Below are 26,248 nucleotides of genomic sequence, written 5' to 3' on the forward strand. Positions count from 1 at the left end.
ATTAAGGTCTGTTGCCATTACCTAAAACCAAATCTATTACCGATGTTTTCGGCAATTTATCGCTTGGTTTTATTGTTTTGCCTTTATAGCTCATGCGTAAAACCATATCTTCTGCAATATTGTTTTCGTAAGTTAGCTTACCTACTTTAAAGCCTAAGGCTTCTAGGGTTGGTCTGGCTTGGCGGTATGTGCGTTCTTTTAAATCTGGAACCTCTATTTTTTGGTATCCCGATGGGTTTAATGTTAAATAAATTTTTCTATTTTCTTTTACTTGTGTACCAGATATAGGCTCTTGCTCTATAACCGAAAATTTAGGGTAATTAGGATTGAAATTAGCCGAATCCTGAATTTGCATCACTAAATTATTTTCACTTAGCTCTATTTCGGCAACATTTATAGATTTACCCTTTAAATCTGGAACAGTTTCAAACTCACCATGATTTGTAGATACGTTCAACCATTTTAACATAATAAAACAAAGTACCACAATTGCAACGATAGCCAATGCTAATTGCTTAAAAAATGTTTTGCTAACAAGGAATTTAATAATGCTCATGTATAATTTTTATTATTAGGCAAATATATAAAAACAGAACTGTTTTTTCTTTTGCAATTTATATGATATTTTAGCTTTATGAATAATAACTACGTTTTATTATTCGTTTTAGACGGAATAACGATTTTTTCGCTTTCGCGGAAAGCATAAATACATAAAAATGAAAAAAAATATTGCCATAATAATGGGAGGCTATTCTAGCGAATATAAAATTTCTTTAACCAGCGGAAATGTAGTTTTTGAATCTCTTGATAACTCAAAATATAACGCTTACCGAATTCATATATTTAAGGACAAATGGGTTTATGTAGATACTAATAATACAGAGTTTCCAATTGATAAAAACGATTTTTCGGTAACTGTAAATGGAACTAAAATCACTTTCGATTGTGTGTTTAACGCCATACATGGGTCTCCCGGAGAAGATGGTTTAATGCAAGGTTATTTTGAATTACTAAACATGCCACAAACCAGTTGCAACATGTACCAAGCGGGTGTTACCTTTAATAAACGCGACTGTTTAAGTGTGCTAAAACCCTACGGAATTAAAACAGCAGAATCTTATTATGTAAACAAAGGCGATGTTATAAATGAAGATGATATTATTGCAAAAGTAGGATTACCTTGTTTTGTAAAAGCGAATAAAGCCGGAAGCAGTTTTGGGGTTTCTAAAGCACATACAAAAGAAGATTTACAACCTTCAATTGAAACCGCTTTTAAGGAAGATGACGAAATTATTATAGAGTCGTTTTTAGACGGTACAGAAGTTTCAGTTGGGGTAATTACTTATAAAGGTGAAACAAAAGTTTTACCCATAACAGAAATTGTAACCGAAAATGATTTTTTTGATTATGAAGCTAAATATCTTGGAAAATCTCAAGAAATAACACCTGCAAGACTCACAAAAGAACAAGAACTCAAAGTAAACACGTTAGCAAAGAAGGTTTACGAGGTGTTAAAAATGAAAGGTTTTAGCCGTAGCGAGTTTATTTTTAAAGATGGTGAGCCCCATTTATTAGAAATGAATACTATTCCGGGTTTAACTCGGGAAAGTATTTTGCCACAACAAGCAAAAGTGGCAGGAATTAGTTTGAGTGACTTATTTGATAGTGCTATTGAAGAGGCTTTGAAATAGGCTATTTTCAGTTGACTATTTCGAGTATTAAAAGATTTTTGCTAATACCATAACTAAAATCTGTAGTTAAAATTTACAGATTTAGAATTGTATCTTTACTAACACATAAATATTTCCTTTTAAATTAGGAAGAAGAAAAACTTCATGAAACGAGCTATATTCCCAGGATCATTCGACCCGATAACTTTAGGACACTACGATATTATAAAACGTGGGGTAACACTTTTTGATGAAATTATTGTGGCTATTGGTGTCAATTCCGATAAAAAATATATGTTCACTCTTGAAGAAAGAAAAGCATTTATTGAAAAAACTTTTGCAGACGAGCCTAAAGTGAAAGTAGTAACTTATGAAGGGTTAACTGTCCATTTTTGTCAAGAAATAGGTGTTGAATTTATTTTACGTGGCCTGAGAAATCCAGCCGATTTTGAATTCGAAAAAGCCATTGCACATACCAACCGTGACCTTGCTCCTATTGAAACTGTTTTTCTTTTAACAGCAGCAAAAACTTCTTATATCGCTTCATCTATTGTGCGTGACGTTATTAGAAACAATGGTGATTACACAAAATTAGTTCCCGATACTGTTCGGGTTAAATAACAGTTTCTGAATGCAGTTTTCCCTAAAATTTAGAGTTTATTTTATTTTTATATTTTGTACTATAGTTTCTTGTAAAGAAGATAAACCGGCAGATATCATTACCAATTTTTGCTCAAATATTCACAGAAACGATAGTTTAACACTATCTAATGCACTTAAAAATGTTGCCCCTTTAATGAAGGATAAAACTGGTGTATATGTTCTGGAAGATGGTAGTGGGTCTATGGTAGCAAGAGCCTGGTTAACTGAGTATGCCGAAAAAACCATAGACATTCAATATTTTATATTTTCTACTGATAATATCGGGCTTATTGCCTGCGATTATTTGGTAAGAGCCGCAGATCGTGGTGTTAAAGTACGTATCATTGTAGACGATATTATGGTGGATGCAGACATTGAAGATATCTTAACTTTTAATTCTCACGAAAATATTTCCGTTAAAATTTATAATCCCGGAATTAATTTAGGTAAAAATATTTTTCAGAAAATAGAAAAATTTTCAACCGATTTTAAAGGTGCCAATCAGCGTATGCACAACAAAACCTTTATTGTAGATGATAAGGTTGTTATTACGGGTGGCAGAAATATAGCCAACGAATATTTCGATTACGACCACGAATACAATTTTAGAGATCGTGATATTCTTTTATTAGGAAAAGAAGCTGGAAATGTAAAATCATCTTTTGAAACGTTTTGGAATAGTTCACTAAGCGAAGATGTTACCAAAATAATTAATAGTGATACTAAAAAATTATATTCTGAACACACTTTTGATAAACTTCATGAATATGCTTGCAATCCAGAAAATTTTTGGCCACAAGTTCGAAACCGAATTAAAAACTTATCTAGCGCTTTTGATGACATTAAAAATTCCGATAATCTTGTTTGGCTAGACGATGTTCATTTTATTTCCGATTTACCAGGAAAAAATGATGAAGATTATAATTTATCAGGAGGTGGGATTTCTACTGATGCACTAGTCGATTTGGTAAAAAAAGCTAAAACATCTATAGATATTCAAACACCTTATTTAATAACATCTAACCTTAGCCGAAACTTATTTAAAAAAGCCATAGATCGAGGTGTTACCATACGTATTTTAACAAATAGTTTAGCATCTACAGATAATGTTGAAGCTTTTAGCAGCTACCAAACCGATCGCGAAAAATTATTAGAAACAGGTGTTCGAATTTTTGAATTCCGTCCTGATGCAGAAGAACGCTCAAAAATAATGACAGGCGAATTGCAGGAAAAATTAAATTACAAACCTACTTTTGGGCTTCATGCCAAATCTATGGTGATTGATAATAAAACGACAGTAATTGGCACCTTTAACTTAGACCCAAGAAGTGCTAATTTAAACACAGAATGTGTTGTAATTGTTGATTCTGAAAAAATTTCCAAAGGTGTTTTAAAAGGTATGGAAATCGAATTTAAACCCGAAAACGCTTGGGAAACGACTTTAGAATTTAATCCAGATTCTGAAGTTAGCAATTACAAACGTTTAAAAACTTGGACACGAAAAATACTACCTAAGGCTATATTATAATATATATTTTTTTACAACATAAAAACATAAACACCAATTAATTAGTCGTCGCATTAATGATCAAAACCAAAGATGTTTACGCTTCAAAAACACGATATAGACTAGAGCTTCCTAAGCATTCTTTTATATTTCAAAACAAGTAATTCTAGAATAAACTGTAACATTTCTAAAAATTTTTATACATATAGTTAAAGATTATATAGAAAAACCATGTTACACCAAATCACATATTTACTTTTTAAGTTGAAGCTAATTCAGCCCAAAGAACGTACAATAGATTTTTGGATGGAAAACGAGCACGTAGAGAAACTAGAGTACGCTTTAAAACATGGCAATTATAAAACACGTCGTTTGGCTGCCGAGGCTTTAGAACAACTTAATAACCCATCGACTATCCCTGCTTTACTTCAATGTATAAATGATAAAGTTCAAAACGTATCTGTAGCTTGCTTAAATGCATTGGAACGCATGGGAGAAAATGACGAACTGATTAAAGCCATTGTAAAAAAACGATTTAATTGGGCTAAAAAAGTACGTGACAGTGATGCTAAGTTTAAAGCAAACAAAAATAAAAAGCACAATATATATCGTTGGGAACGCGCAAGTAAAAAATCGTTTGACCGTGTGAAAGCACAATTGAAACGACCAATGCGGTAAAATAAGTTATCAGTCTTCATTAGGTTGTCAAATTTATAGACTACTTACTGAAGACTGAATTACTTTATACTTTAATTTAGAATTTATATTCCGAAAGTCCTTTTGGAAAAGCTTCAGGGTTTGCCGCTAAATGGTAACGCGGATCATCGATATCTTCAACTATAACTTCTCTAAATTTAGGATTCGATTTATATAAAAGAAGCTTACAATCGTCACTTAAATGTTTCAGTTTAATAGACTTTCCTTCAGCTTTATATTTTTCAACTATATTAAAAATAGCTTCTATTGCCGAATGATCACTAACACGAGATTCTACAAAATCAATTTCAACACACTCTGGATCTGTTTTAACATCAAATTTATCATTAAATGCTTGTATGGAACCAAAAAATAATGGTCCCCAAATTTCGTAAGTTTTAACTTTTCCATCTTCAGAAACGCGTTTTCTTGCTCTAATTTTCTTAGCGTTTTCCCAAGCAAAAACTAAAGCCGAAATTATAACTCCAACAAAAACAGCAATGGCTAAATCAAAGAAAACAGTTACAGCAGAAACTATGATTAATACAAAAGCATCAGACTTTGGTATTTTTTTCATAATTCTAAAACTAGACCATGCAAAGGTTTCAATAACCATCATGAACATCACACCAACTAATGCTGCAATTGGCACTTGCTCTATATATTTATCTGCAAACAAGATGAAAGTTAATAAAGTTAACGCCATCATAATACCAGACAAACGCCCTCTACCACCAGCATTAACATTTATAACGGTTTGACCAATCATTCCGCAACCACCAGTTCCACCAAACAAACCACTAAGTATATTTCCTGTTCCTTGTGCTACACATTCTCTATTTCCATCACCTCTAGTTTCTGTTAATTCATCAACTAAATTCATAGTCATTAGCGTTTCAATCAATCCTACAGAAGCCGCTAAAAAGGCATAAGGCGCAATAAACTTTAAAGTATCTAAATTAAAAGGAAGGTTACTCCATAGCTCAACCAGATTTAGGTTCTTAGATAATTCATCGAAACCATTTAATCCAGCTCCACCACCATCTCTAATAAACTCACCAACGTTTATGGATTCAAGCCCCCCAAAAACAGCAATTAAAGTCACTATTAAAATAGCTGTTAAAGCTGCAGGGATTTTAGTTGTTAATTTTGGTAAACCCCAAACAATTAGCATGGTTAACAACACAAGACCAATCATTATATAAAGTGTACTACCTTGTAATCTAGATTTTACAACACCACTATCTTTTACTGAATAAAAACCATTATCCTTTATATTGAATATTACTTTTTTCGTTTTAGCATCGAAAACTTGAGTATCGGACATGATATAAACCTCTGCTCCTGTTTTTACATTTACAACAGATTTATCTTTTATAGAAAACACTTCTATATTAGAAACTAAATCTGTTACAGCACCATCACCAAAATTATAAACAAGTTCTTTAGATTCGGTTTTACGCATATTCTGCCCAAAAATATCTTTAGTGTTTTCTGTAAACATACCCAATTGAGCCATAAAAATAACAATAGCTAAACCGTTTACAAACCCTAACATTACTGGATGCGGAATTAATCGTACAAATTTACCGAGTTTAAAAACACCCGCTAAAATTTGAATAACTCCCATTAAAACTACAGCCGCTAACAAATAAAAGTAACCCATGTTTTCTACGGGTTGATCAAACAAAAGACCTTTAGCGTGCCCTTCTTGAATCATGTGGACAAAAATAACGGCAACTGCACCTGCAGCACCAGAAATAAGTCCCGGTCTACCACCAAAAATTGCAGAAACAATACCGATTACAAAAGCCCCAAAAAGTGCTACAATAGGGCTAATTTGAGCCACAAAAGCAAAAGCTACTACTTCCGGAATCATAGCCAATGATGTTGTAATACCAGCTAAAACATCATCTTTAGCATTAGGGATTATCTTCCTTATAAATTCTGTCATAGTTTATTTTTTGAAGGTGCAAATTTACGTTTTATATACGGACAGACAAGTAGAACCTTAATAATTTGGGTTTTACACTAACTAAAACGTTTGAGAAAAGAAAAACTACTGTTGCTCTATCCAGCACAATGCATCGGCTCGACTATCAAAAAACTTTACCGCATTTTGATCTTTCCCGTTTATAGTGCTTAGCGTTTTAAAAGCCAACAAACCCTCTTTTATTTTAGAAACGAAGGCTATCGATTTTACTTGCTCTAAATTTCCAATAATTTTTTGAGCTTCGAACGTGTATGAATAATGGTTCTTTTTATTTACTAAAATGGAAAATGGAGAATCTAAATTACTAAGTAAAAAATCGTGAAATTCATCAACCTCTACTTCATCAATGATTACTTCATCATTAACGATAACCTCAACTAAATGCGGATTAATAATACAAATAGTGCCAAAAGACAGTTTATAAATGTTCATTCTTTTAAACAGAACCAGAGAGATTTTTAAACAATAAACAACTGCTATATAGTGCTACAATTGTTAAGGTAATTTTACAAGTGAAAGGTAATACTTTTTTTTGAAATTCTATCTATTTGAAAAAATGCGGCCTTTGATTCTTAATAGGTTTTACTTCAGACTTTTAATTTATTTTTTCATTTATCAAGACCTAATGAGAGACATTAATTAAGATGATTTATTTTCAAAATCGACTTATTATTTTTAGATAGCTTGTAAAAATTGGTCATAAATAATAAAAATTTGTTAATTATTTTTTTATTACTAACCGATTGTTTAGTTTTGTCCTGTACTTAGAAATAATGGCAAGAAAAAAAGAATATAACGAAGATGAAGTTGTAGAAAAAGCGATGCGTCTCTTTTGGCAAAATGGTTACGAGTCTACATCTATGCAAATGCTTGAAAAAGAAATGGGCATTAACAAATTTTCCATATACTCTAGTTTCGGAAATAAGCACGGTCTATTTATTGAAAGCATAAAATGCTACAAAAGTAAAATCCGTGAGATGTTTGAAAACTTCAAAAATGCTTCTAATGGCATTGAAGATATTAAACAATTTTTCAACGATTCTGTTAGTTCTAGTTTTAAAACCGACGAACAAAAAGGTTGTTTAGTCACCAATACTTACAATGAGTTTTCGGAAACCGACGACCTAATTATAAAAGAGGAAATGACTTCTTTTATGGATAATTTAAAAACATTATTCATAGAAAAGCTTAAAATGGATCCTTCAAAAGATGAAGAGACCGTATTAAAACAAGCTAATTATTTAGTACTCGCAAAGCACGGTTTAGCTGCCGCAGCAAGAGTAAACAGCAAGAAAGAAATTGAAGATTATATCGAATTGACGTTTAAAAACCTCTAATCATTTTTTTACACTATAACTAAACGAATGTTTAGTTATTTAAAACAATTATTAAATTAAAAAGAAAACAAACATTATGACAACATTAAAAATTCACAACATCGAAAGTGCTCCAGCAGAAAGCAAACCATTATTAGAAAACTCTCAAAAAGCTTATGGAATGATTCCTGGTTTACACGGTGTATTAGCTGCATCTCCACAAATCCTTAAGGCTTACCAACAATTACATGAATTATTTGTAAGCTCGTCTTTCAACGAAAATGAATTAACAGTAGTATGGCAAACCATTAACGTAGAGCATGCATGTCACTATTGCGTACCTGCACATACAGGAATTGCAAAAATGATGAAAGTTGACGACGCTATTACTGAAGCTTTACGTAACGAAACACCTCTTGCAGATCCTAAACTAGAAGCGCTTCGTACTATGACATTATCTATAGTTCGTAACCGTGGTAATGTATCTCAAGCAGATTTAGATGCTTTTTACGCTGCTGGATATGGTGAGCAACAAGTATTAGATATCATTTTAGGACTGTCTCAAAAAGTAATTAGCAACTATACAAATCACATCGCAAACACACCTGTTGATGATGCTTTTAAAAGTTTTGCTTGGAAAAAATAAAAAATGTAGTCCCTAAAACTACAATTTAATAGCTGTAAGCCTTCCTCCTATTAAGAGGAAGGTTTATTAATAAACAAACATAAGACATGATTAAAATAACAGTAATGTACCCTAATAATGCCGATTTAAAATTCGACAAACAATATTACATTAAAAACCACAGTCAATTACTTATCGATTTATTAGGTGATGCTATCATATCTTCCGATATAAATTTCGGATTAGCCGGAGCAACTCCAGACCAACCAGCTCCTTATGTGGTTATTGCAAATTTGGTATTCAAGTCTATGGAAACATTCCAACAATCTTTCGGAGCAAATGCTGAAGCTATTTTAGCAGATTTGCCTAATTTCACTAATGCAAAACCAGAAGTTCAAATTAGTGAAGTTGTTTAATTTTTCTTACTATACAAGAAATTACACTAACAGAATTAATACGCATAACAATGGAAACAAATAAAAATAAAGGGGAATTAGATGCCTTATTAGACGTGCAACGTAAAGCAGGTATCGCAAAATTCACTAAAGAAAAAAATCAAATTTATGCCGATGGTATTACCAGCGTAACAAACTCTGGCATACTAGACAAGGCATTAAACGTTGGAGATAAAGCACCTAATTTCATATTAAATAATGCTTTAAATCAACCTGTTTCCTTATACAACACATTAGAAAATGGTCCTGTAGTTTTAACTTGGTACCGCGGTGGTTGGTGTCCTTACTGCAATATCACTCTACATCATTTACAAGAAAATTTACCCGAGTTTAAAAAAGCTGGCGCAACGCTTTTAGCTTTAACTCCCGAGTTGCCAGATAACTCGTTAAACACTTCAGAAAAAAACAATTTAGAATTTAGTGTTTTAAGCGATATTGGTAATACCATTGGAAAAACATACGGTGTTGTATTCGAACTTACTAAAGAGGTCGCTTCTATTTATCAAAACGGATTCGGTTTAAACGAAAAAAACGGAGATAATAGTAATGAGTTACCCCTAGCTGCGACTTATGTTATTGACAAAAACGGAATAATTCAATATGCGTTTTTAGATGCCGATTATAAAGAAAGAGCTGAATCGAAAGAAATACTGTCTGTATTAAACAAGTTAAAGTAAAACTTCGCTAAAAACTATTAATTTTATTTTTGAATAAAAACATATCATAATGGAAACTAAGCAAAAACCTAAAGTATTATTTTTTGACGTTAACGAAACACTTTTAGATCTTACTAAAATGAAACGGTTAGTTGGAGATGCCTTAGGCGGAAACCAAGACTTGTTACCTTTATGGTTTACTACCATGTTACAATATTCGTTAGTCGTTTCGGCTAGTGGCCAATACAAACCTTTTGGACACATTGGCGCTGCAGCTTTACAAATGGTAGCAGCCAATCATGATATTAAAATTTCTGAAGATGAAGCTCGTAAAGTTATTATATCTGGCTTACGCAATTTACCAGCACACCCAGAAGTAAAAGACGCTTTATTAGCATTAAAACAAGCGGGCTATAAGTTAGTCGCTTTAACAAACTCCTCGGAAGAAGGTCTGGCTAAGCAATTTGAAAGTGCCGGATTAACAAGTTATTTCGATGCACAATTAAGCATTGAAGGCGCCGGTAAATTTAAACCATTTACAGATACTTATACTTGGGCGGCAAACGAATTAAACGTAAAACCTGAAGCCTGTATGCTAATTGCAGCACATGGTTGGGATGTTGCTGGTGCACTTTGGGCCGGATGGCGCGCTGCTTTTTTAAGTAGACCAGGGCAACAAACGTTTCCGCTTGCTCCAAAATCTGAAATTGAATTACCCGATTTAAAACAAGTAGCAGATATTCTTGTTACCTATAAATAGGTTTAAAAAAACCAACTAAACATTGGTAATAATAAACCAAAAAATGAAATAGTAAAATGAAAGAAAAACTTAAGATAGATATCGTTTCTGATGTTGTATGTCCATGGTGTACCGTTGGATATAAACGTTTAGAAAAAGCGATAAAAGAATTAGGAATTGAAGATCAAGTAGATATTGAGTGGCAGCCTTTTGAATTAAACCCTAACATGCCAGCTGAAGGACAGGATTTACACGAGCATATTGCTGAAAAATATGGTTCTACAGATGAGCAACAAAACGAATCGAAGCAACGTATGGTAGAAGCTGGTGAAGAACTTGGCTTTACTTTCGATTATTTTGATGGTATGCGCATGGTTAATACTTTTGAAGCCCATATTCTATTAGAATATGCAAAATATTTCGGTAAACAAACCGAATTGAAAATGACGCTTACCAAAGCATTTTTTACTAACCATAAAGATGTTTCTAAACGCGATGTTTTAAAACAAGCTTTATTAGATGTTGGTTTAGATGCTGAAGAAGGTTTATCAAAATTAGATAATGAAGATATTCGTTCTGAAGTAAAAACCAAAGAGGGTTATTGGCAACAATTGGGAGTAAGTTCTGTTCCTACTGTTGTTTTTAACAGAAAAAGTGCTGTTACAGGAGCACAACCTGTAGATACTTTTAAACAAGTGTTAACCGAATTATTACAAGCTCAAAACGCACCTGTTTCCGAATAGGTTCTTTTGCTTTCAAAATAAAATAATAAATTCTAACGCGTTTGTACGCTATGGTATCACAAAAAACCATGGTTTGCAAACGCGTTTTTTTATTAGTGACATTTGGCGTAAAATCATTAAAAATCTTTCTGCCACGCCATAAAAGATATAACTATCTTTGCGCTTCATAAAATATAAATGGCTTTTACTTTACTTTCCTCTCCATTGCAGGGTTTTACAGACTTTAGATTTCGTAATGCTTTCCATCATTATTTTGGAGGTATCGATACCTTTTACTCACCTTACATTAGGTTAAATGGTAAGTTTAAAATTAAAAGTTCTTACCAAAACGATTTACTCTTAGAAAACAATGATACCCTAGAGGTGATCCCGCAAATTATAACCAACGACGCCGAGGAGTTTTTGTTTGTTGCTAAATATGTACAAAGCTTAGGTTATAAAGAATTGAATTGGAATTTAGGTTGTCCATATCCTATGGTTGCAAAATCTGGAATGGGTTCTGGTTTAATTTGTAATCCTGCCAAAATCGATAATATTTTAGAACGCGCACACAAAGAAACTGATATTTTAGTATCTATGAAAATGCGTATGGGTTACGATCATGCAGAAGAAATTCTAGACGTATTCCCTATTTTAGATCAATATCCGCTTAAAAACATAGCTATCCATGCGCGTATTGGAAAGCAACTTTATAAAGGCCCTGTAGATTTAGATGCCTTTGAGCGTTGCACAACCAGTACCAAACACAAACTCTATTACAATGGAGATATTACTAGTGTTGAAGCTTTTAAAAGCATACAGGCTCGTTTTCCGAGTTTAGATCATTTTATGATTGGTCGTGGCTTAATTGCCGATCCCTTTTTACCACAAATGATAAAAAACGAAACTACAGAATATCCTAAAAACCGTTGGACTATTTTTGAAGAATTTCATGATACGATTTATAATCAGTATGATGAATACCTTTCTGGACCAACACCTATTAAAATGAAAATGTTAGGCTTTTGGGAATTCTTTTCACAATCCTGCTCAAATCCGCAGAAAACATATAAAGCGATTAAAAAAGCTACTAACCCTTTTAAATATAAGCAAGCAGTTAGTTTGATATTGGCTAATGAACGTAAGCTGAATAGTTGATTTTTTTTACTTCAAATTAAAATAGATTAAAGTCTCTTTTAATTATTCCGATAATTAGACAACATATGCAAAATCTGCCATTGAATGCGTCAGTAAAAAATAAAATCTGCTTCAAACAAGTTCAAATAAAATCTTTCTTCTAAGAACTAACTCAATTTTAGTAAACGCGAGTTATAACGCTTTAAAAAGAATCCTATAGCAAGTATCGCCCAGACTTCTCTCAATTATGGTATATTGCAGTAATAAATTACATTATTATGAAAATAAACTTATTGTCTTGTGATGCTCAAAGACCAGATAGAAGAGCGATAGCCAAATGTATTGCTGAAGTTTCATCTAACATTGATGGGTCCTTAGCGAATGAACTTACCGATATACTATTAGAAGGAGATCCCGTAGATTTTGATGTGGATGATAAAAACTCAGGTTCGGCTTTAAGAGCTTTGCGAAAACTAAGTATTGATTATGAAATTATAGAATAAATAAAATCACCTAACTAAAACTTCACTTTTAACAATAAGAATTTTAGTTTCTTGCAACACGTCTTTTTGTTCATCAAGAAATTGATTTATTTTAATTTCAGAATCAGTCATTTCAATAAGGTGAGGATGTTTAAAATGACGAATTTCACTTATGCCCCAATTAACTTTCTGATTAGCCAAATAGCCTTTACTAACATTTAGATGTAAAACCTGCTCTATTCCAAAGGCTTTTGCTCTTTTAATGAGTTCCGTTGAAAAATCTGAGGTATACATTTTTTTCCAAAAAGATTGATCCTTTATTTTCTGACCATATTCAAAATAGATCCGTATTGTAGCAAAACCCTTCATTTCTTCTCCCTTTTTTTACTGATTTCAGATAAAGAAAGCCCCTTCTCTCGCATGAATACATCGTTTTTTGGACTTCCTATTATTTGCGAAGAATAAACCCCAGAATGACCAGAAAATAAATAGGCCGTAGAACAAGCCAAAGCAATAAAAACACCCGACTCTATTCCAAAGAGTTCTATTCCCATTATGGTACAAGCAATAGGTGTATTGGTTGCTCCTGCAAAAACGGCAACAAACCCCATTCCGGCAAGTAAACCCATTGGCAATGGTATAAACCATATTAATACATTACCTAAGGCTGCTCCAATAAAAAACAAGGGTGTTACCTCGCCGCCTTTAAAACCTGCTCCAAGCGTAAAGGATGTAAATATAAGCTTTAAAAGAAAATCGTAAGAATTAAGGTTAACATCAAAAGCTTCAACAATTGTAGGTATCCCGAGACCTATATATTTTGTTGTTCCCATAAAATATACGGCAGCAGCCAATATTACACCACCAATTACAGGGCGTAACGGCGGGTATTTAATATGCTTACTAAAAAGGTGACTCCAAAAATGGGTTGATTTTGAAAAAAGCATGGCCACTAAACCAAAAATAATTCCGGCCAATAAACACCACAATAAATTTACGGGTGTCATTTCTGCAACGGTATTAATATGATAATGCGTATGAGATACATTCCATATTTCACAAAAATAATTAGCAAAAATTGCAGCCATAAAACTCGGAATGATAGACTCTAAACGTATTCTACCCAACACCAATACCTCTAATGCGAAAATACCACCTGCTAATGGTGTTCCAAAAACAGATGCAAAACCCGCACTAATACCAGCTATCAAAACAATTTGTCTATCGCGTTTTGATAAATTGAAAACTTTGGTAAACCTATCGGCAATAGCACCACCAATTTGTACTGCTGTACCTTCCCTACCAGCAGATCCTCCAAAAAAATGTGTTAAAATCGTTCCAAATAAAACAAGTGGAACCATTCTAAAAGGAATTACTTTTTTAGGTGAATGAAATTCCTCTAGCAGTAAATTATTCCCTTTTACAACACTACTTCCATATAAATGATAAGATATACCGATTATAAAGCCACCAACTGGTAATAAAGCGATAATCCATAAATGAGACTCTCTCCAATTTGTGGCCCATTCTAAGCTTAATAGAAAAAAAGCAGAAACACTTCCAGCTAAAGCGCCTAATGTTAAACAGATTAAAACCCATTTTAAAAGATATAATAAAGACGGAATTTGTTCAAATGAGAATAAAAAATCTTTAATTTTATTTTTTTCCATATTGCTTTTAATAAATCACTCTACAGAGACATAAGCCTTTAAAGGTAGATGTTATTAGCTCCAAGCGGAACCGTTACAAGCAGACTTTATTGCCAAAATTGAAATGCAAATATAAACAAAAAACCGTTTTCTATCATGGTATATAGCTTATTGCTGGTTCTAACTTAATGACTAAAACTTAGGCCTGTTTTTTGTTCAGGTTATATGTGCTAAATTAGATGCTAAAACAGAAAAAAGTACCTTCGCTATAATTTAACTCCAAAAATATCATCTTCATAGAATTATAATAAATGAAACATCTATATTTAACAGTATTAGCATTATTTTTTTTGGCTTGTAACCAAGGAAACGGCAATAAACAAACTTTAAAAGCAAATACTGAAATTAAAGACAATTCTATCTCTGGAAAAACACCCAACATCTTGTTTCTAATTGCAGATGATATGGGAAAAGAAGCCATAAGTGGTTTTCAAGAAGGAACAATAAAACCGAAAACACCACATATAGATAATATACGGAATTCGGGATTAAGTTTCAGCAATTTCTGGACGTATCCAACTTGCTCACCTACAAGAGCATCAATGATTACTGGTAAATATGGATATCGTACCAACGTGAGGTGGGCAAACCAAATATTAAGTCCATCAGAATTAATATTACAAAAATATATAAACAATAAAACGAAAAATAAATACGCAACTGCTCTAGTTGGGAAGTGGCATTTATCTGGCCTTGATGCAACTTCCATAAATCCGGAATCTTTTGGATTAGATTATTATGCTGGTATTTTTAAAGGTTCGGTAAAAGATTATTACAATTGGCTTTTAATGGAAAATGGTATGAATAAAACCTGCACAGAATATACAACTACCAAATTGACCAGTTTAGCTACAGATTGGATTGAGCAACAAGAAAAACCTTGGTTTATGTGGTTGGCGTATAATGCACCACACACACCGTTCCATGTGCCACCAAGTGAAATGCACAGTCAAGATAATTTACCAGAATACAACAGTGAATTAAACCCAATACCTTATTTTATGGCTTCTATTGAAGCTATGGATTATCAAATAGGGCGCTTATTGAATTCACTTTCTGAAGCTGATAAAGAAAACACAATCATCATTTTTATTGGAGATAATGGAACAGAGCCGGCTGTAACTCAAGCACCTTATGGCAAAAATCAAGTGAAAAGAAATTTATATCAAGGTGGTATTAACATGCCAATGTTCATTTCAGGAAAAGGTGTTACCCGAAAAGGTATAGATAATAACTTAATTACTAGTAGCGATATGTTTGCTACAATATCGGAAATTGCAGGTGTAGATATTCCTGAGATTAATGATAGTAAAAGTTTTAAATCGCTTTTTACTAAAGAAGACGTTATTAGAACGTATCAATATTCGGAAATGAAAAACGATACTAAAGATGCTTGGACTATTAGTAATGGCACATACAAGCTTATGGTTTTTGGTAACGGCAATAAAGAAATATATAATTTAAACAATGATCCGTACGAAAAAAACAATCTTATAAAAGCGACTTTAACACCTAGTTTACAACAGGTAAAAACAGAATTAGAACAAGAATTACTTAAAATTAGAAATTAAAGAATCTGCTTTTTTGATTATTATTTCTGGTTATTGATATTAGTGATCTATATCCCGATTTTTAGATTACTGCCATGTTTAAAGCATTCTATTTATAGTATTTAAACGGAAAACATTTACCAGTAAGCAATGACATTTATAAAAGTCCGAAACCATAGCAAGCACATGCGTTAGGGATAGAGGCATTGTTGAAGCTCTTTTTGTGTTGTTGCACTTATGCAACACAAAAAAGCGACTGCCGAAAGCCCGACCCTTTTCGGGTAACGCCCAAAACCTTTAAAATATAAAAAGCCCGTCAACTTACGCTAACGGGCTTTTTGCTTATAGAAAAAGTTAGACTTACTCGTCTTCTTTCTTTTTTCCTTCTAATTTACTTATAGTATCATACATTACTGGTGTTGCTATAAATAGCGACGAGTACGTACCTACTACTACACCTACTATTAAGGCAAACATGAAACCTCTAATAGAATCTCCACCGAAGATAAAGATTGCTAATAACACTACTAATGTAGTTAATGAGGTATTTAATGTACGGCTTAATGTGCTGCTTAATGATGCGTTTACTACGCGATCGAATTTCCAGCTTGTGTGCTCGTTGAAGAACTCACGAACTCTATCGAATACTACCACGGTATCATTTAATGAATATCCAATTACGGTTAATATTGCTGCTATAAACGCTTGATCTATTTCCATTGAAAATGGCATGAATTTATACGTTAAAGAGAATACACCTAATACGATTAATACATCGTGGAATACTGCTGTTACAGCACCAAGTGAGTATTGCCATTTTTTAAATCTAATTAAGATATAAAGGAATACTACGATTAATGATCCTAAAACTGCCCAGAATGATTCTTGTTTGATATCATCGGCAATAGTTGGACTTACTTTATCGGTTTTTAATAATCCTACTGTTTTTGTATCGGCATCGCTAATGAATTCTTCATAAGAAAGACCTTCGAAATAAGGTTGTAAAGCTGTATAAAGAGTTTTACGGATTTGCTCATCGACTTCAGATCCTGTTTCTTCTACTAAATATTTTGTAGTAATTTTAACTTGGTTAGCATCTCCAAATATTTTAGCGTTTGCACTACCAAATACATCTGGGCTAGAAAGTACACCTGTAATTTCTGACGCACTAACATCGTGGTTAAAACGAACTTGATACGTTCTACCTCCAACAAAATCAACACCTTGATCTAAACTGTTTGTAAATAAAGATCCTAAACTTACTACGATAAAAGCACCAGAAATGATGTATGCTATTTTACGTTTCGATAAAAAATCGATACGAATATCACGGAATAAGTTTTTAGTCATTGCTGTAGAGAACGCTAAGTTTCCACCACGGTTAGAATACCAATCGATTAGTAAACGTGTGATGAAAATTGCAGTAAATAATGATGTACCAATACCAATAATTAAAGTCGTTGCGAAACCTTTAATTGGTCCTGTACCAAATATAAATAAGATTAATGCTGTTAAACCAGTAGTAATGTTGGCATCTAAGATTGAAGATAAAGCGTTGCTAAATCCATCTTGAATGGCTTCTTTTTGTCCTTTACCCTTGGCGAGCTCCTCTCGAATACGCTCAAAGACCAGCACGTTCGCATCCACCGACATACCAATAGTTAAAACAATACCAGCAATACCAGGTAATGTTAACACAGCTCCTAATCCTGAAAGGATACCGAAGATTAAAAGGATGTTTAATGCCATAGCAACATCTGCAAATGCACCAGCTTTACCGTAATAAAATACCATCCAGATTAACACTAATGCTAAAGCAATCATGAACGACATTTTACCGCTATCGATAGCTTCTTGACCTAAAGATGGTCCAACAACTTCACTTTGAATAATATCTGCAGAAGCAGGTAATTTACCAGCACGTAATACGTTTGCTAAATCGATTGCTTCGTTTAAGCTAAAATCTCCAGAGATTGAAGAGCTACCACCTGCAATTGGTCCGGTTGTTACACCTGGAGCAGAATATACCACGTTATCTAAAACAATAGCAATTTGGCTACCTTGTGTGTATGCATTACCAGTCATTTCTTCCCAGATTTTAGCACCTTTTGCATTCATTTGCATTGAAACCTCAGATTTACCTGTTGGTCCAAATTGGTTTCTAGCATCTGTAACTACAGCACCACTTAATTCTGGTTCGTTTTCTCTGTTTCCTTTTAAAGCATATAAGTCTAATAACTCACTTCCTTTTTTAGGTTTTCCGAAAACAAATTTTGCGTAACGTTGCTCTGCAGGAAGTAAAGCACGTACTTGAGACATACTTAAGTAGTTCTCGATAGTTTCTTTATCTTTTGCTTCAAATTGAGCAATGATTGGTCCACCTTGGTAACCTTGACCTCTAATTAAGTCGAATATTGGGTTAACCGTTGAAACAGTAGTAGAATCTGTTTCTGCTTCACCTAAAAGATCATCAATTGCAGAATCTTGTGCATTTTCTTCATCTTGTGGCTCTACCTCTGCAGTTTCTGTTTTTGGAGAAACTATATCTTTTAATACTTCGTTAGCTTGCGCTAAGAAAGGAAAAAATTGTTCGCCTTTATAAGCATCCCAAAATTCTAATTGTGCTGTACTTTGTAATAATTTAATAGCACGCTCTTTATCTTTTACACCTGGTAACTCTACTAAAATACGACCTGATGTTCCAATACGTTGAATAGTTGGTTGTGTTACACCAAACTCATCGATACGTTTACGTAAAACCTCGAATGCAGAAACTACAGATTCATCAATTTTAGTTGAGATAATAGCTTTAACTTCGCTATCAGTCATATTTCCGTTAATTTCACCATCTAATGCTTTAGTGTAAAAAATATCTGGTGAAGCTAATTTTGTATCTCCTTTAATTTTATCAAAAGCGATAAAGAAATCCTCTAAATACGTGTTCTGACTGTTTTTTTGAATTTCGGCAGCGTCATCTAAAGCCTTATTGAAAATAGGGTCTTTTGTATGATTAGCCAATCCTTTCAAGATATCTCTAATAGATATTTGAAGTGTAGCACTAATACCACCTTTTAAGTCTAAACCTAAATTCATGGCTTTTTGTTTCACTTCATTATAAGTGAATTTTGCGATACCCATATTAAATACAGTATCTGTAGCGATAGACTCTAAATAAAAAGTCTCTTCGGCGCTACGTTTTGCACGGTAACCTTCTTCGGTATCTGCAATTTTACTAATTGCAATCTCCTCTGCCTTGTTCTCAATTTGTTTCGCTTTAAACGTGAATGATAATTGGTAGATACTTACCAAACCAAACAAAAGCGCAAATAATTTTACTAATCCTTTATTTTGCATTGTTTTAATTTTAGTGTGTGTCAAAAGTTTTTCGACGCGCAAATATATTATTTACGGTCAATATCTGACAATATTTAGGTTGAAATTGATTGTGTTTGTTTTTGAAAAATGAAATATTATAGGCTATCAAAATTTACTATTGAAAGTTGAGCCTTATAAATCCATCTTTTTAGCAAGTTGGTCCTGCCCTGCCTTCTGGAATTTTATGAAGATTATTCTCTGTAGAAATCGAAATGTTCCTACGCACTTTATAAGCCGTTTTAACCGTGTGTTTTTCTATGGAAACATTTACAACTTCAATAAAAAAGAAAGCGTTAGGATCTGAAAAACGATCACTTTTAGTATCGGTTGTTAAAACACATTTACCATCAAAACCTAATCCAGTATTATTCGAGTTTTGAATTTCGAATACATCAATATTATAGGCAATATTAGGTACTTCGGAAGGTAATTCTGCTTGTTTTTTCTTTTTACTGAAAGCATTAGAGTCTAAGTTATGCTCTAAACCTTTAGCAAAAATCTTTTTTATACTAGCAATATCGGCATCACTGTAGTACGTGATTTTTAATTTACCATTAACCGTTTGCTGTACTTTAATTTGGTTTGCACCAAGTGCGTACAATTGCTGCTTTACTTGTGCAACCGCTGTTTGAGCCTCATTTGAGGTAACCTCAACATGATTAAACTCTAATACAATTTCTTGATTAGGCGCATTGAATTCTTGCTCTGAAATAACAGCCAAGAAACTCAAAATAAAAATTATAGCACCTATGTACCTTTTTAATTGCATACGGCAAATATAAAAAAATAAAGGCTGTATTGCTACAGCCTCTATATATTTATGTTATTTAACGATTTAAGACTATAAATCTAATAAACCATTAGTTTTTGATACACCTTCTGCACTAGCTTGCATGTGTGCTTTTTCAGCAGCACTTAAAGGAATATCAACAATACTTTCAATACCGTTTTTACCTAAAATTACAGGTACACCAATACAAATATCATTTAATCCGTATTCACCTTCTAAATAAGTTGAACATGGGAACATTTTCTTTTGGTCACAAGCAATAGCTTGAACTAAACTGCTTACTGCAGCACCTGGCGCATACCAAGCAGAAGTTCCTAATAAACCTGTAAGGGTTGCTCCACCTACTTTAGTATCTCCAGCAACTTGCTCTAAACGTTCTTCACTTAAGAATTCTGAAACTTTAATTGAGTTTCTAGTTGCGTGAGACGTTAATGGCACCATACCTGTATCACTATGTCCACCGATAACCATACCGTCAACATCGCTAATAGGTGCTTCTAAAGCTTCAGCTAATCTGTATTTGAAACGAGCTGAATCTAAAGCTCCACCCATACCAATAATTCTGTTTTTAGGTAAACCTGTAGATTTATGAACTAAATAAGTCATAGTATCCATTGGATTACTCACAACAATAATAATTGTGTTTGGAGAATATTTAATTAAACTTGAAGAAACTGTTTTTACAATTCCTGCATTAATTCCAATTAACTCTTCACGAGTCATTCCTGGTTTACGAGGAATACCAGAAGTAATTACACAGATATTACTTTCTGCTGTTTGACTATAATCGTTTGTTACACCAGTGATTTTAGTGTCAAACCCGTTTAAAGATGCGGTTTGCATTAAATCCATGGCTTTTCCTTCAGCATAGCCTTCTTTGATGTCTAACAAAACGACTTCTGATGCGAAATTTTTAATAGCAATATATTCTGCGCAACTTGCGCCTACTGCTCCTGCTCCTACTACAGTTACTTTCATAAGTTTAATTTTAATAAAATTATTATAATATTTAGTTGACAAAACCCTGAAAACACAGAATTACAGTCAAGCAAATTTACGAATTTATCTTCTATTTCTTTAACAAGAACGCATATAAATGTGGTACAATTTTAAATAAAAAAAAGTGCAGAAAGATTTCTGCACTTTTATAACAACTAACTAAACTAAACTAAATAAAACTAAACTATTAACTAAATTTTTTCTTTACTAAATCCGAAATTAAAGCTTACTAAAAAAGCACTAAATCCGATAATATTATTTTTATAATTAGGCTCAATTAACCTAACTCAAATTTGCTTTTTCTTGCTAAGAAAATAAATTAATAATGACATTAAACTCAAAACTTTGTTTTCATTTCAGAAATCAAGATTAATAAGGCTAACTTTTTCATTTTGATTCTCTTAGCTGAAACAAAGATACACTTATTTTTACATTACACAACTTTTATCGATAAAAAATGTACTTAAGCGATCTTTTTAGTAAATTGAACAAAAAAAAGCCTCAACAGTATAACTGTTGAGGCCTTAATAATATAGACTTCTATCTACCTACGCATCAATATTTGCGTAAACAGCATTCTTTTCAATAAATTCTCTACGAGGTGGTACCTCATCACCCATAAGCATTGAGAACACTCGATCTGCTTCAACACCATTATCGATTTGAATTTGACGTAACGTTCTAAATTCAGGATTCATTGTAGTATCCCAAAGCTGTATCGCGTTCATCTCACCCAAACCTTTATAACGTTGAATTTTAGCACCGTCACCATAAAGTTCCATTAATGCCAAACGTTCTTCATCATTCCAAGCATATTCTTTTTTAGCTCCTTTTTTCACTAAAAATAAAGGTGGTGTTGCTATATAAATATGTCCGTTTTCTATTAATTCCTTCATATATCTAAAGAAGAAAGTAAGAATTAATGTTTCAATGTGAGAACCATCTATATCGGCATCACACATGATTACTATTTTATGGTATCTTAATTTTGAAAGATTAAGGGCTTTACTATCCTCTTCCGTTCCAATAGTTACACCTAATGCCGTAAAGATATTTTTAATCTCTTCGTTTTCAAACACCTTATGAGACATCGCTTTTTCAACATTAAGAATCTTACCCCTTAATGGTAAAATAGCTTGGAACGCTCTATCACGTCCCATTTTAGCCGTTCCACCTGCAGAATCTCCCTCTACAAGGTAGATTTCACATTTTTCAGGATCTTGCTCAGAACAGTCACTTAATTTACCAGGTAAACCACCAATACTCATTACTGTTTTACGCTGTACCATTTCACGAGCTTTTTGAGCTGCATGACGTGCTTGTGCTGCAAGAATTACTTTTTGAACAATGATTTTAGCATCATCTGGATGTTCTTCTAAGTAATCTGTTAACATTTCTGAAACCGCTTGACTAACTGAAGCCGAAACTTCCCTATTACCCAACTTCGTTTTAGTTTGCCCCTCAAATTGAGGTTCTTGAACTTTTACAGAAATAATTGCTGTTAATCCTTCACGGAAATCATCACCAGCAATATCAAATTTTAGATTTTTTAATAAACCAGAATCATCCGCATACTTTTTAAGGGTATGTGTTAAACCACGACGGAAACCAGAAAGGTGCGTTCCACCTTCATGAGTATTAATATTATTTACATAAGAATGTAAATTCTCTGCGTAAGATGTGTTATAAATCATAGCAACCTCAACAGGTACACCATTCTTTTCACCTTCAAAAGCGATTACATCTTTCATTAAAGGCTCACGAGTAGCATCTAAATACGTGATAAACTCTTTTAAACCTTCTGTAGAATGAAATGTTTCACCTTCAAACTCACCATCTTCTTTTTTACTTCTTCTATCTATTAAATGAACCGTGATTCCTTTATTAAGGTATGCTAACTCACGTAATCTACTCGCCAAAGTATCATAACTATACTCTAAAGTTTGAGTAAAAATAGTTTCATCTGGTCTAAACGTAACCGTCGTTCCACGTTTATCTGTTTCACCAACTTTTTTTACTGGATACAAGGCTTTACCGCGCTCATACTCTTGTTCCCAAACTTCTCCATTTCTAAAAACTGTTGCTGTTAAATGTGCAGATAATGCATTTACACAACTTACACCAACACCGTGCAATCCACCAGAAACTTTATAAGAATCTTTATCGAATTTACCACCAGCACCAATTTTAGTCATTACAACTTCTAGAGCCGAAACGCCTTCTTTTTTGTGTAAATCTACAGGAATACCACGACCATCATCTTCTGTGGTAATCGAGTTATCTTCATTAATTATAACTGTAATATTGTTACAATGTCCGGCCAATGCCTCATCAATAGAGTTATCGACAACCTCGTAAACTAAATGGTGTAAACCTCTTGTACCAACGTCGCCAATATACATCGATGGACGCATACGCACGTGCTCCATACCTTCTAACGCTTGAATGCTATCGGCAGAATAATTGTGTTTATTAAACTCTTCTTTAGGTTCGCTCATAAATTATGATTTGATATTATTTTATTATTAACACCCGCTCTTCAGCAGAACAAATAAAACTAGCTGAATTATATTTCATCTTGAAAATCCAGAGTTTCATTAGCATAAAAAAAGATGCTATAAAGCATCCTTTTGAATACAAACAAATATACAAATTAAAATCACATTTTAAGCGCACTTTATCGACTTAAAGCAATAATTATCAACATTTGTTAATTATTTAAAAACGTCTTAAATCGCTTAAAAAACACCTTAAATTAAATCCAAACCATCTTAAACATGACTTGTTAACCTAAAAAATAGAAAAGTGGCTTAAAATTGATATTTTGAATTACAAATATCGCGATTTTATGATCTCGGTATGCCAAATTTCATGTCCTAGAACGATAAACGCAGCTGCTCTAGACGACAACTTATTACCACTAGCATGACCAATAAACTTTAAATCTTCGGAAGACAAACTGTTTAATAAAATAATAGAATTTTGTCGAACTGCTAGATATTCTTCAATAAGCGCTTCTAAAGATTTCTCATTTGCTTTGGATGGCGCAATATAATCGTCCTGCTCAAAACCAGCCAAAGCTGTTTTATCGTGTCTGCCAATTCTAAAACAACGATGCATCATAACACGCTCGGTATCTATAATATGCAGAAACACTTCTTTTACAGTCCATTTACCTTCCGCATAACGATATTCAAGTTTATCTTTAGGAATAGCTTTAAAAAAATTAACGACACTCCCTTTCCCTATTTCAAAACCAGTTTTCAAATCCCATGCTTCAGGGATTTGATTAATATAACCTCCATAAAACGAATTGAACTCTTTATTATTTAAATCTGTAGCTTTCATATATTAAATTTTAGCTTGGTAGGTGTATAAATCAAAATAGCGTCCGTTTAAAGCAATAAGCTCATCGTGAGTACCACGTTCTACAACATGGCCAGCTTCGATAACTAAAATTTGGTCTGCTTTACGAATTGTACTTAAACGGTGCGCAATTACAATGGTGGTTCTATCCTTTATTAATTCTGATAAACTTTTCTGAATTAAAGCTTCACTTTCGGTATCTAAACTCGATGTAGCTTCGTCTAAAATAATCACTTTCGGGTTTGCTAAAATAGCACGTGCAATAGCCAGACGTTGACGTTGCCCTCCGGAAAGTTTCACTCCACGCTCGCCTATTAAGGTTTCCAAACCATCATCAAACCTATCGGTAAACTCATTAACATAAGCAGCTTTTACAGCATTTTGTAATTCGGTATCCGTGGCGTTTGGTCTCGGAAACATGATATTTTCTTTTATAGAACCTTCAAACAAAAACTCATCTTGCAAAACGACTCCCAAATGTTGGCGATAACTACTTAATCTAACTTTAGATAAATCTTGATTATCAATAGTTACTTTACCCGATTTTGGAGTTAAAAAGGTAGCAGAAAGTCCAGCTATAGTAGATTTTCCAGAACCAGAACTACCAACCAAAGCGGTTACAGAACCTGCTGGTGCTTTAAAATTAATATTATGCAATACATCTTTGCCTTCTTCGTAAGAAAAAGAAACATCTTTAAATTCAATATCACCTTTTAAGGTGTTTACTTCAATCGTTCTATCTTCATTATCTTCTTCGGCCGTCATGTTCATGAGTTCTTCGGTTCGATCTAAACCTGCCAAAGCTTCGGTAAGCTGACTACCAATATTACTCATTTGTACAATAGGCGCAATCATAAAACCAAGTATTAATGTGAAGAAAAGGAATTCACCAGTCGTCATCTCACCTAGCATCATATAATAACCACCAATACCCATAATTCCGGTGGTTGCAACACCTATTAAAAAGGTTGAAGAACTAGTCATTATAGCCGTGGCTGTTAAACTCTTTTTAACATTTTGAAACAATTGATCTACGCCTTTTTCGAATACAATATTTTCTTGCTCCTCAGCATTAAAAGCTTTTATTACACGAACACCAGAAAGCGTTTCGGTAAGTCGGCCTTTTACTTCAGCATTTATTTTCCCACGTTTTCTAAAAATTGGACGAATATATTTAAAGGCTCTAAGTGCGATATAACCAAATATTGAAAGTGGCACGAATACAAAAAGCGTCATCCAAGGGTTTAGCTTTATCAAGATTATTAAAGATACAATAGCGGTAAATGTTCCACCTACTAATTGTACTAATCCAGTACCGATTAAATTTCGAACACCCTCTACATCGCTCATTATTCGTGATACTAATGCGCCAGATTTGGTATTATCGAAAAAACTAATAGGCAATGAGAGTACTTTTTTCTGAACCTGTGCTCGCAATTCACTTATTAAATATTGTGCTTGCACGCTTAAAATTTGAGTAAGCAAAAATGAGGTTACCGCTTGTACAGTTATGGCCGCAATAACAATGCCGACAAGATTGTATAACATTGACATATCTTTCCCTGGCACAACTTCGTCTAGAAGCACTTTACTTTGCCACGGCAGTACTAAACCCGCCAAACTGCGAATTACTATTAATAATAAACCCAATAGAACCAATTTTCGGCGTGGCCAAATAATAGTTCTAAAGGCCTGTGCCATGGTGACTTTTTGTTTTGTTTTATCTTTAGGTGAAGCGGATTCTTTAAAGTGCTGCATATTAAATTTTAGTATATTGAAAATACAAGTCAATAAAGATACCATAAGTGTGGTTTATGAC

Annotated in this window: 24 protein-coding genes; 13 read left to right on the forward strand and 11 right to left on the reverse strand. The window is 33.3% G+C overall.

Annotated elements, in window-relative coordinates; genetic code table 11:
- Position 1: 1 nt before the first annotated feature.
- Positions 2 to 556: a PASTA domain-containing protein gene (locus M4I23_RS10695; protein ID WP_158844551.1), complete on the reverse strand. Its 555-nt coding sequence runs from the start codon at positions 554 to 556 to the stop codon at positions 2 to 4.
- A gap of 160 nt (positions 557 to 716) precedes the next feature.
- Here M4I23_RS10695 and M4I23_RS10700 point away from each other — a divergent pair, with 160 nt between their 5' ends.
- The 4 genes from M4I23_RS10700 (at position 717) to M4I23_RS10715 (ending at position 4,497) form a co-directional block, all read left to right on the forward strand.
- Entirely contained in the window at positions 717 to 1,691 is a 975-nt protein-coding gene (locus M4I23_RS10700; protein WP_158844554.1) for a D-alanine--D-alanine ligase, read from the forward strand.
- A 144-nt stretch (positions 1,692 to 1,835) separates the two neighbouring features.
- Positions 1,836 to 2,291: a pantetheine-phosphate adenylyltransferase gene (coaD, locus tag M4I23_RS10705; protein WP_158844557.1), complete on the forward strand. Its 456-nt coding sequence runs from the start codon at positions 1,836 to 1,838 to the stop codon at positions 2,289 to 2,291.
- Positions 2,292 to 2,301: 10 nt separating this feature from the next.
- Positions 2,302 to 3,840: a phospholipase D family protein gene (locus M4I23_RS10710; RefSeq protein ID WP_249754385.1), complete on the forward strand. Its 1,539-nt coding sequence runs from the start codon at positions 2,302 to 2,304 to the stop codon at positions 3,838 to 3,840.
- A gap of 210 nt (positions 3,841 to 4,050) precedes the next feature.
- On the forward strand, positions 4,051 to 4,497 hold the full coding sequence (locus M4I23_RS10715) for a HEAT repeat domain-containing protein (RefSeq protein ID WP_158844563.1): 447 nt from the start codon (positions 4,051 to 4,053) through the stop codon (positions 4,495 to 4,497).
- Between the two features lie 76 nt (positions 4,498 to 4,573).
- Here M4I23_RS10715 and M4I23_RS10720 read toward each other — a convergent pair whose 3' ends face one another.
- Complete coding sequence (locus M4I23_RS10720) at positions 4,574 to 6,469, reverse strand: SulP family inorganic anion transporter (protein WP_249754386.1); 1,896 nt, start codon at positions 6,467 to 6,469, stop codon at positions 4,574 to 4,576.
- A 105-nt stretch (positions 6,470 to 6,574) separates the two neighbouring features.
- A complete protein-coding gene (locus M4I23_RS10725; RefSeq protein ID WP_249754387.1) occupies positions 6,575 to 6,940 on the reverse strand; it encodes a hypothetical protein in 366 nt (121 codons plus the stop codon).
- Between the two features lie 341 nt (positions 6,941 to 7,281).
- Between M4I23_RS10725 and M4I23_RS10730 the strand changes: the two genes are divergently transcribed.
- From M4I23_RS10730 to M4I23_RS10765, 8 genes are all read left to right on the forward strand, one after another.
- Positions 7,282 to 7,845, forward strand: coding sequence for a TetR/AcrR family transcriptional regulator (locus M4I23_RS10730; RefSeq protein ID WP_249754388.1), 564 nt, complete (start codon positions 7,282 to 7,284; stop codon positions 7,843 to 7,845).
- A gap of 76 nt (positions 7,846 to 7,921) precedes the next feature.
- On the forward strand, positions 7,922 to 8,470 hold the full coding sequence (locus M4I23_RS10735; protein WP_158844576.1) for a carboxymuconolactone decarboxylase family protein: 549 nt from the start codon (positions 7,922 to 7,924) through the stop codon (positions 8,468 to 8,470).
- A gap of 86 nt (positions 8,471 to 8,556) precedes the next feature.
- Positions 8,557 to 8,865, forward strand: coding sequence for an EthD family reductase (locus M4I23_RS10740; protein WP_158844579.1), 309 nt, complete (start codon positions 8,557 to 8,559; stop codon positions 8,863 to 8,865).
- Between the two features lie 50 nt (positions 8,866 to 8,915).
- Positions 8,916 to 9,581, forward strand: a complete 666-nt coding sequence (locus M4I23_RS10745) for a peroxiredoxin-like family protein (protein WP_249754389.1) — start codon at positions 8,916 to 8,918, stop codon at positions 9,579 to 9,581.
- Between the two features lie 49 nt (positions 9,582 to 9,630).
- The gene (locus M4I23_RS10750; RefSeq protein ID WP_249754390.1) at positions 9,631 to 10,320 is read left to right on the forward strand and encodes a haloacid dehalogenase type II; all 690 of its coding nucleotides are present in this window, start codon (positions 9,631 to 9,633) and stop codon (positions 10,318 to 10,320) included.
- 56 nt (positions 10,321 to 10,376) lie between these two features.
- Positions 10,377 to 11,042 carry a DsbA family oxidoreductase gene (locus M4I23_RS10755; protein WP_158844589.1) on the forward strand — a complete coding sequence of 222 codons (666 nt, stop codon included), beginning with the start codon at positions 10,377 to 10,379 and terminating at the stop codon, positions 11,040 to 11,042.
- Between the two features lie 177 nt (positions 11,043 to 11,219).
- Positions 11,220 to 12,179, forward strand: a complete 960-nt coding sequence (locus M4I23_RS10760; RefSeq protein WP_249754391.1) for a tRNA-dihydrouridine synthase — start codon at positions 11,220 to 11,222, stop codon at positions 12,177 to 12,179.
- A gap of 257 nt (positions 12,180 to 12,436) precedes the next feature.
- A complete protein-coding gene (locus tag M4I23_RS10765) occupies positions 12,437 to 12,661 on the forward strand; it encodes a hypothetical protein (RefSeq protein WP_158844595.1) in 225 nt (74 codons plus the stop codon).
- Between the two features lie 6 nt (positions 12,662 to 12,667).
- Here M4I23_RS10765 and M4I23_RS10770 read toward each other — a convergent pair whose 3' ends face one another.
- Together M4I23_RS10770 and M4I23_RS10775 are read right to left on the reverse strand one after the other, a co-directional pair.
- Positions 12,668 to 13,009 carry a DUF190 domain-containing protein gene (locus M4I23_RS10770; protein ID WP_158844598.1) on the reverse strand — a complete coding sequence of 114 codons (342 nt, stop codon included), beginning with the start codon at positions 13,007 to 13,009 and terminating at the stop codon, positions 12,668 to 12,670.
- Positions 13,006 to 14,310: a voltage-gated chloride channel family protein gene (locus tag M4I23_RS10775; protein WP_158844601.1), complete on the reverse strand. Its 1,305-nt coding sequence runs from the start codon at positions 14,308 to 14,310 to the stop codon at positions 13,006 to 13,008. The genes M4I23_RS10770 and M4I23_RS10775 overlap by 4 nt, the downstream gene beginning before the upstream one ends.
- Before the next feature lie 290 nt (positions 14,311 to 14,600).
- Here M4I23_RS10775 and M4I23_RS10780 point away from each other — a divergent pair, with 290 nt between their 5' ends.
- The gene (locus tag M4I23_RS10780) at positions 14,601 to 15,920 is read left to right on the forward strand and encodes a sulfatase-like hydrolase/transferase (RefSeq protein ID WP_249754392.1); all 1,320 of its coding nucleotides are present in this window, start codon (positions 14,601 to 14,603) and stop codon (positions 15,918 to 15,920) included.
- A gap of 339 nt (positions 15,921 to 16,259) precedes the next feature.
- On the opposite strand, the gene secDF is transcribed toward M4I23_RS10780, so the two are convergent.
- From secDF to M4I23_RS10810, 6 genes are all read right to left on the reverse strand, one after another.
- Positions 16,260 to 19,253, reverse strand: coding sequence for a protein translocase subunit SecDF (gene secDF, locus M4I23_RS10785; RefSeq protein ID WP_158844607.1), 2,994 nt, complete (start codon positions 19,251 to 19,253; stop codon positions 16,260 to 16,262).
- 169 nt (positions 19,254 to 19,422) lie between these two features.
- Positions 19,423 to 20,043, reverse strand: a complete 621-nt coding sequence (locus M4I23_RS10790; protein ID WP_249754393.1) for a hypothetical protein — start codon at positions 20,041 to 20,043, stop codon at positions 19,423 to 19,425.
- 72 nt (positions 20,044 to 20,115) lie between these two features.
- Positions 20,116 to 21,042: a malate dehydrogenase gene (gene mdh / locus M4I23_RS10795; RefSeq protein ID WP_158844613.1), complete on the reverse strand. Its 927-nt coding sequence runs from the start codon at positions 21,040 to 21,042 to the stop codon at positions 20,116 to 20,118.
- 569 nt (positions 21,043 to 21,611) lie between these two features.
- Positions 21,612 to 23,561, reverse strand: a complete 1,950-nt coding sequence (gene gyrB / locus M4I23_RS10800) for a DNA topoisomerase (ATP-hydrolyzing) subunit B (RefSeq protein ID WP_158844616.1) — start codon at positions 23,559 to 23,561, stop codon at positions 21,612 to 21,614.
- Positions 23,562 to 23,892: 331 nt separating this feature from the next.
- A complete protein-coding gene (locus tag M4I23_RS10805) occupies positions 23,893 to 24,411 on the reverse strand; it encodes a DinB family protein (RefSeq protein ID WP_249754394.1) in 519 nt (172 codons plus the stop codon).
- Between the two features lie 3 nt (positions 24,412 to 24,414).
- Positions 24,415 to 26,187, reverse strand: coding sequence for an ABC transporter ATP-binding protein (locus M4I23_RS10810; protein ID WP_249754395.1), 1,773 nt, complete (start codon positions 26,185 to 26,187; stop codon positions 24,415 to 24,417).
- Positions 26,188 to 26,248 lie beyond the last annotated feature (61 nt).

The sequence above is a fragment of the Algibacter sp. L4_22 genome (genome assembly GCF_023473045.1).
Lineage (GTDB): Bacteria > Bacteroidota > Bacteroidia > Flavobacteriales > Flavobacteriaceae > Algibacter.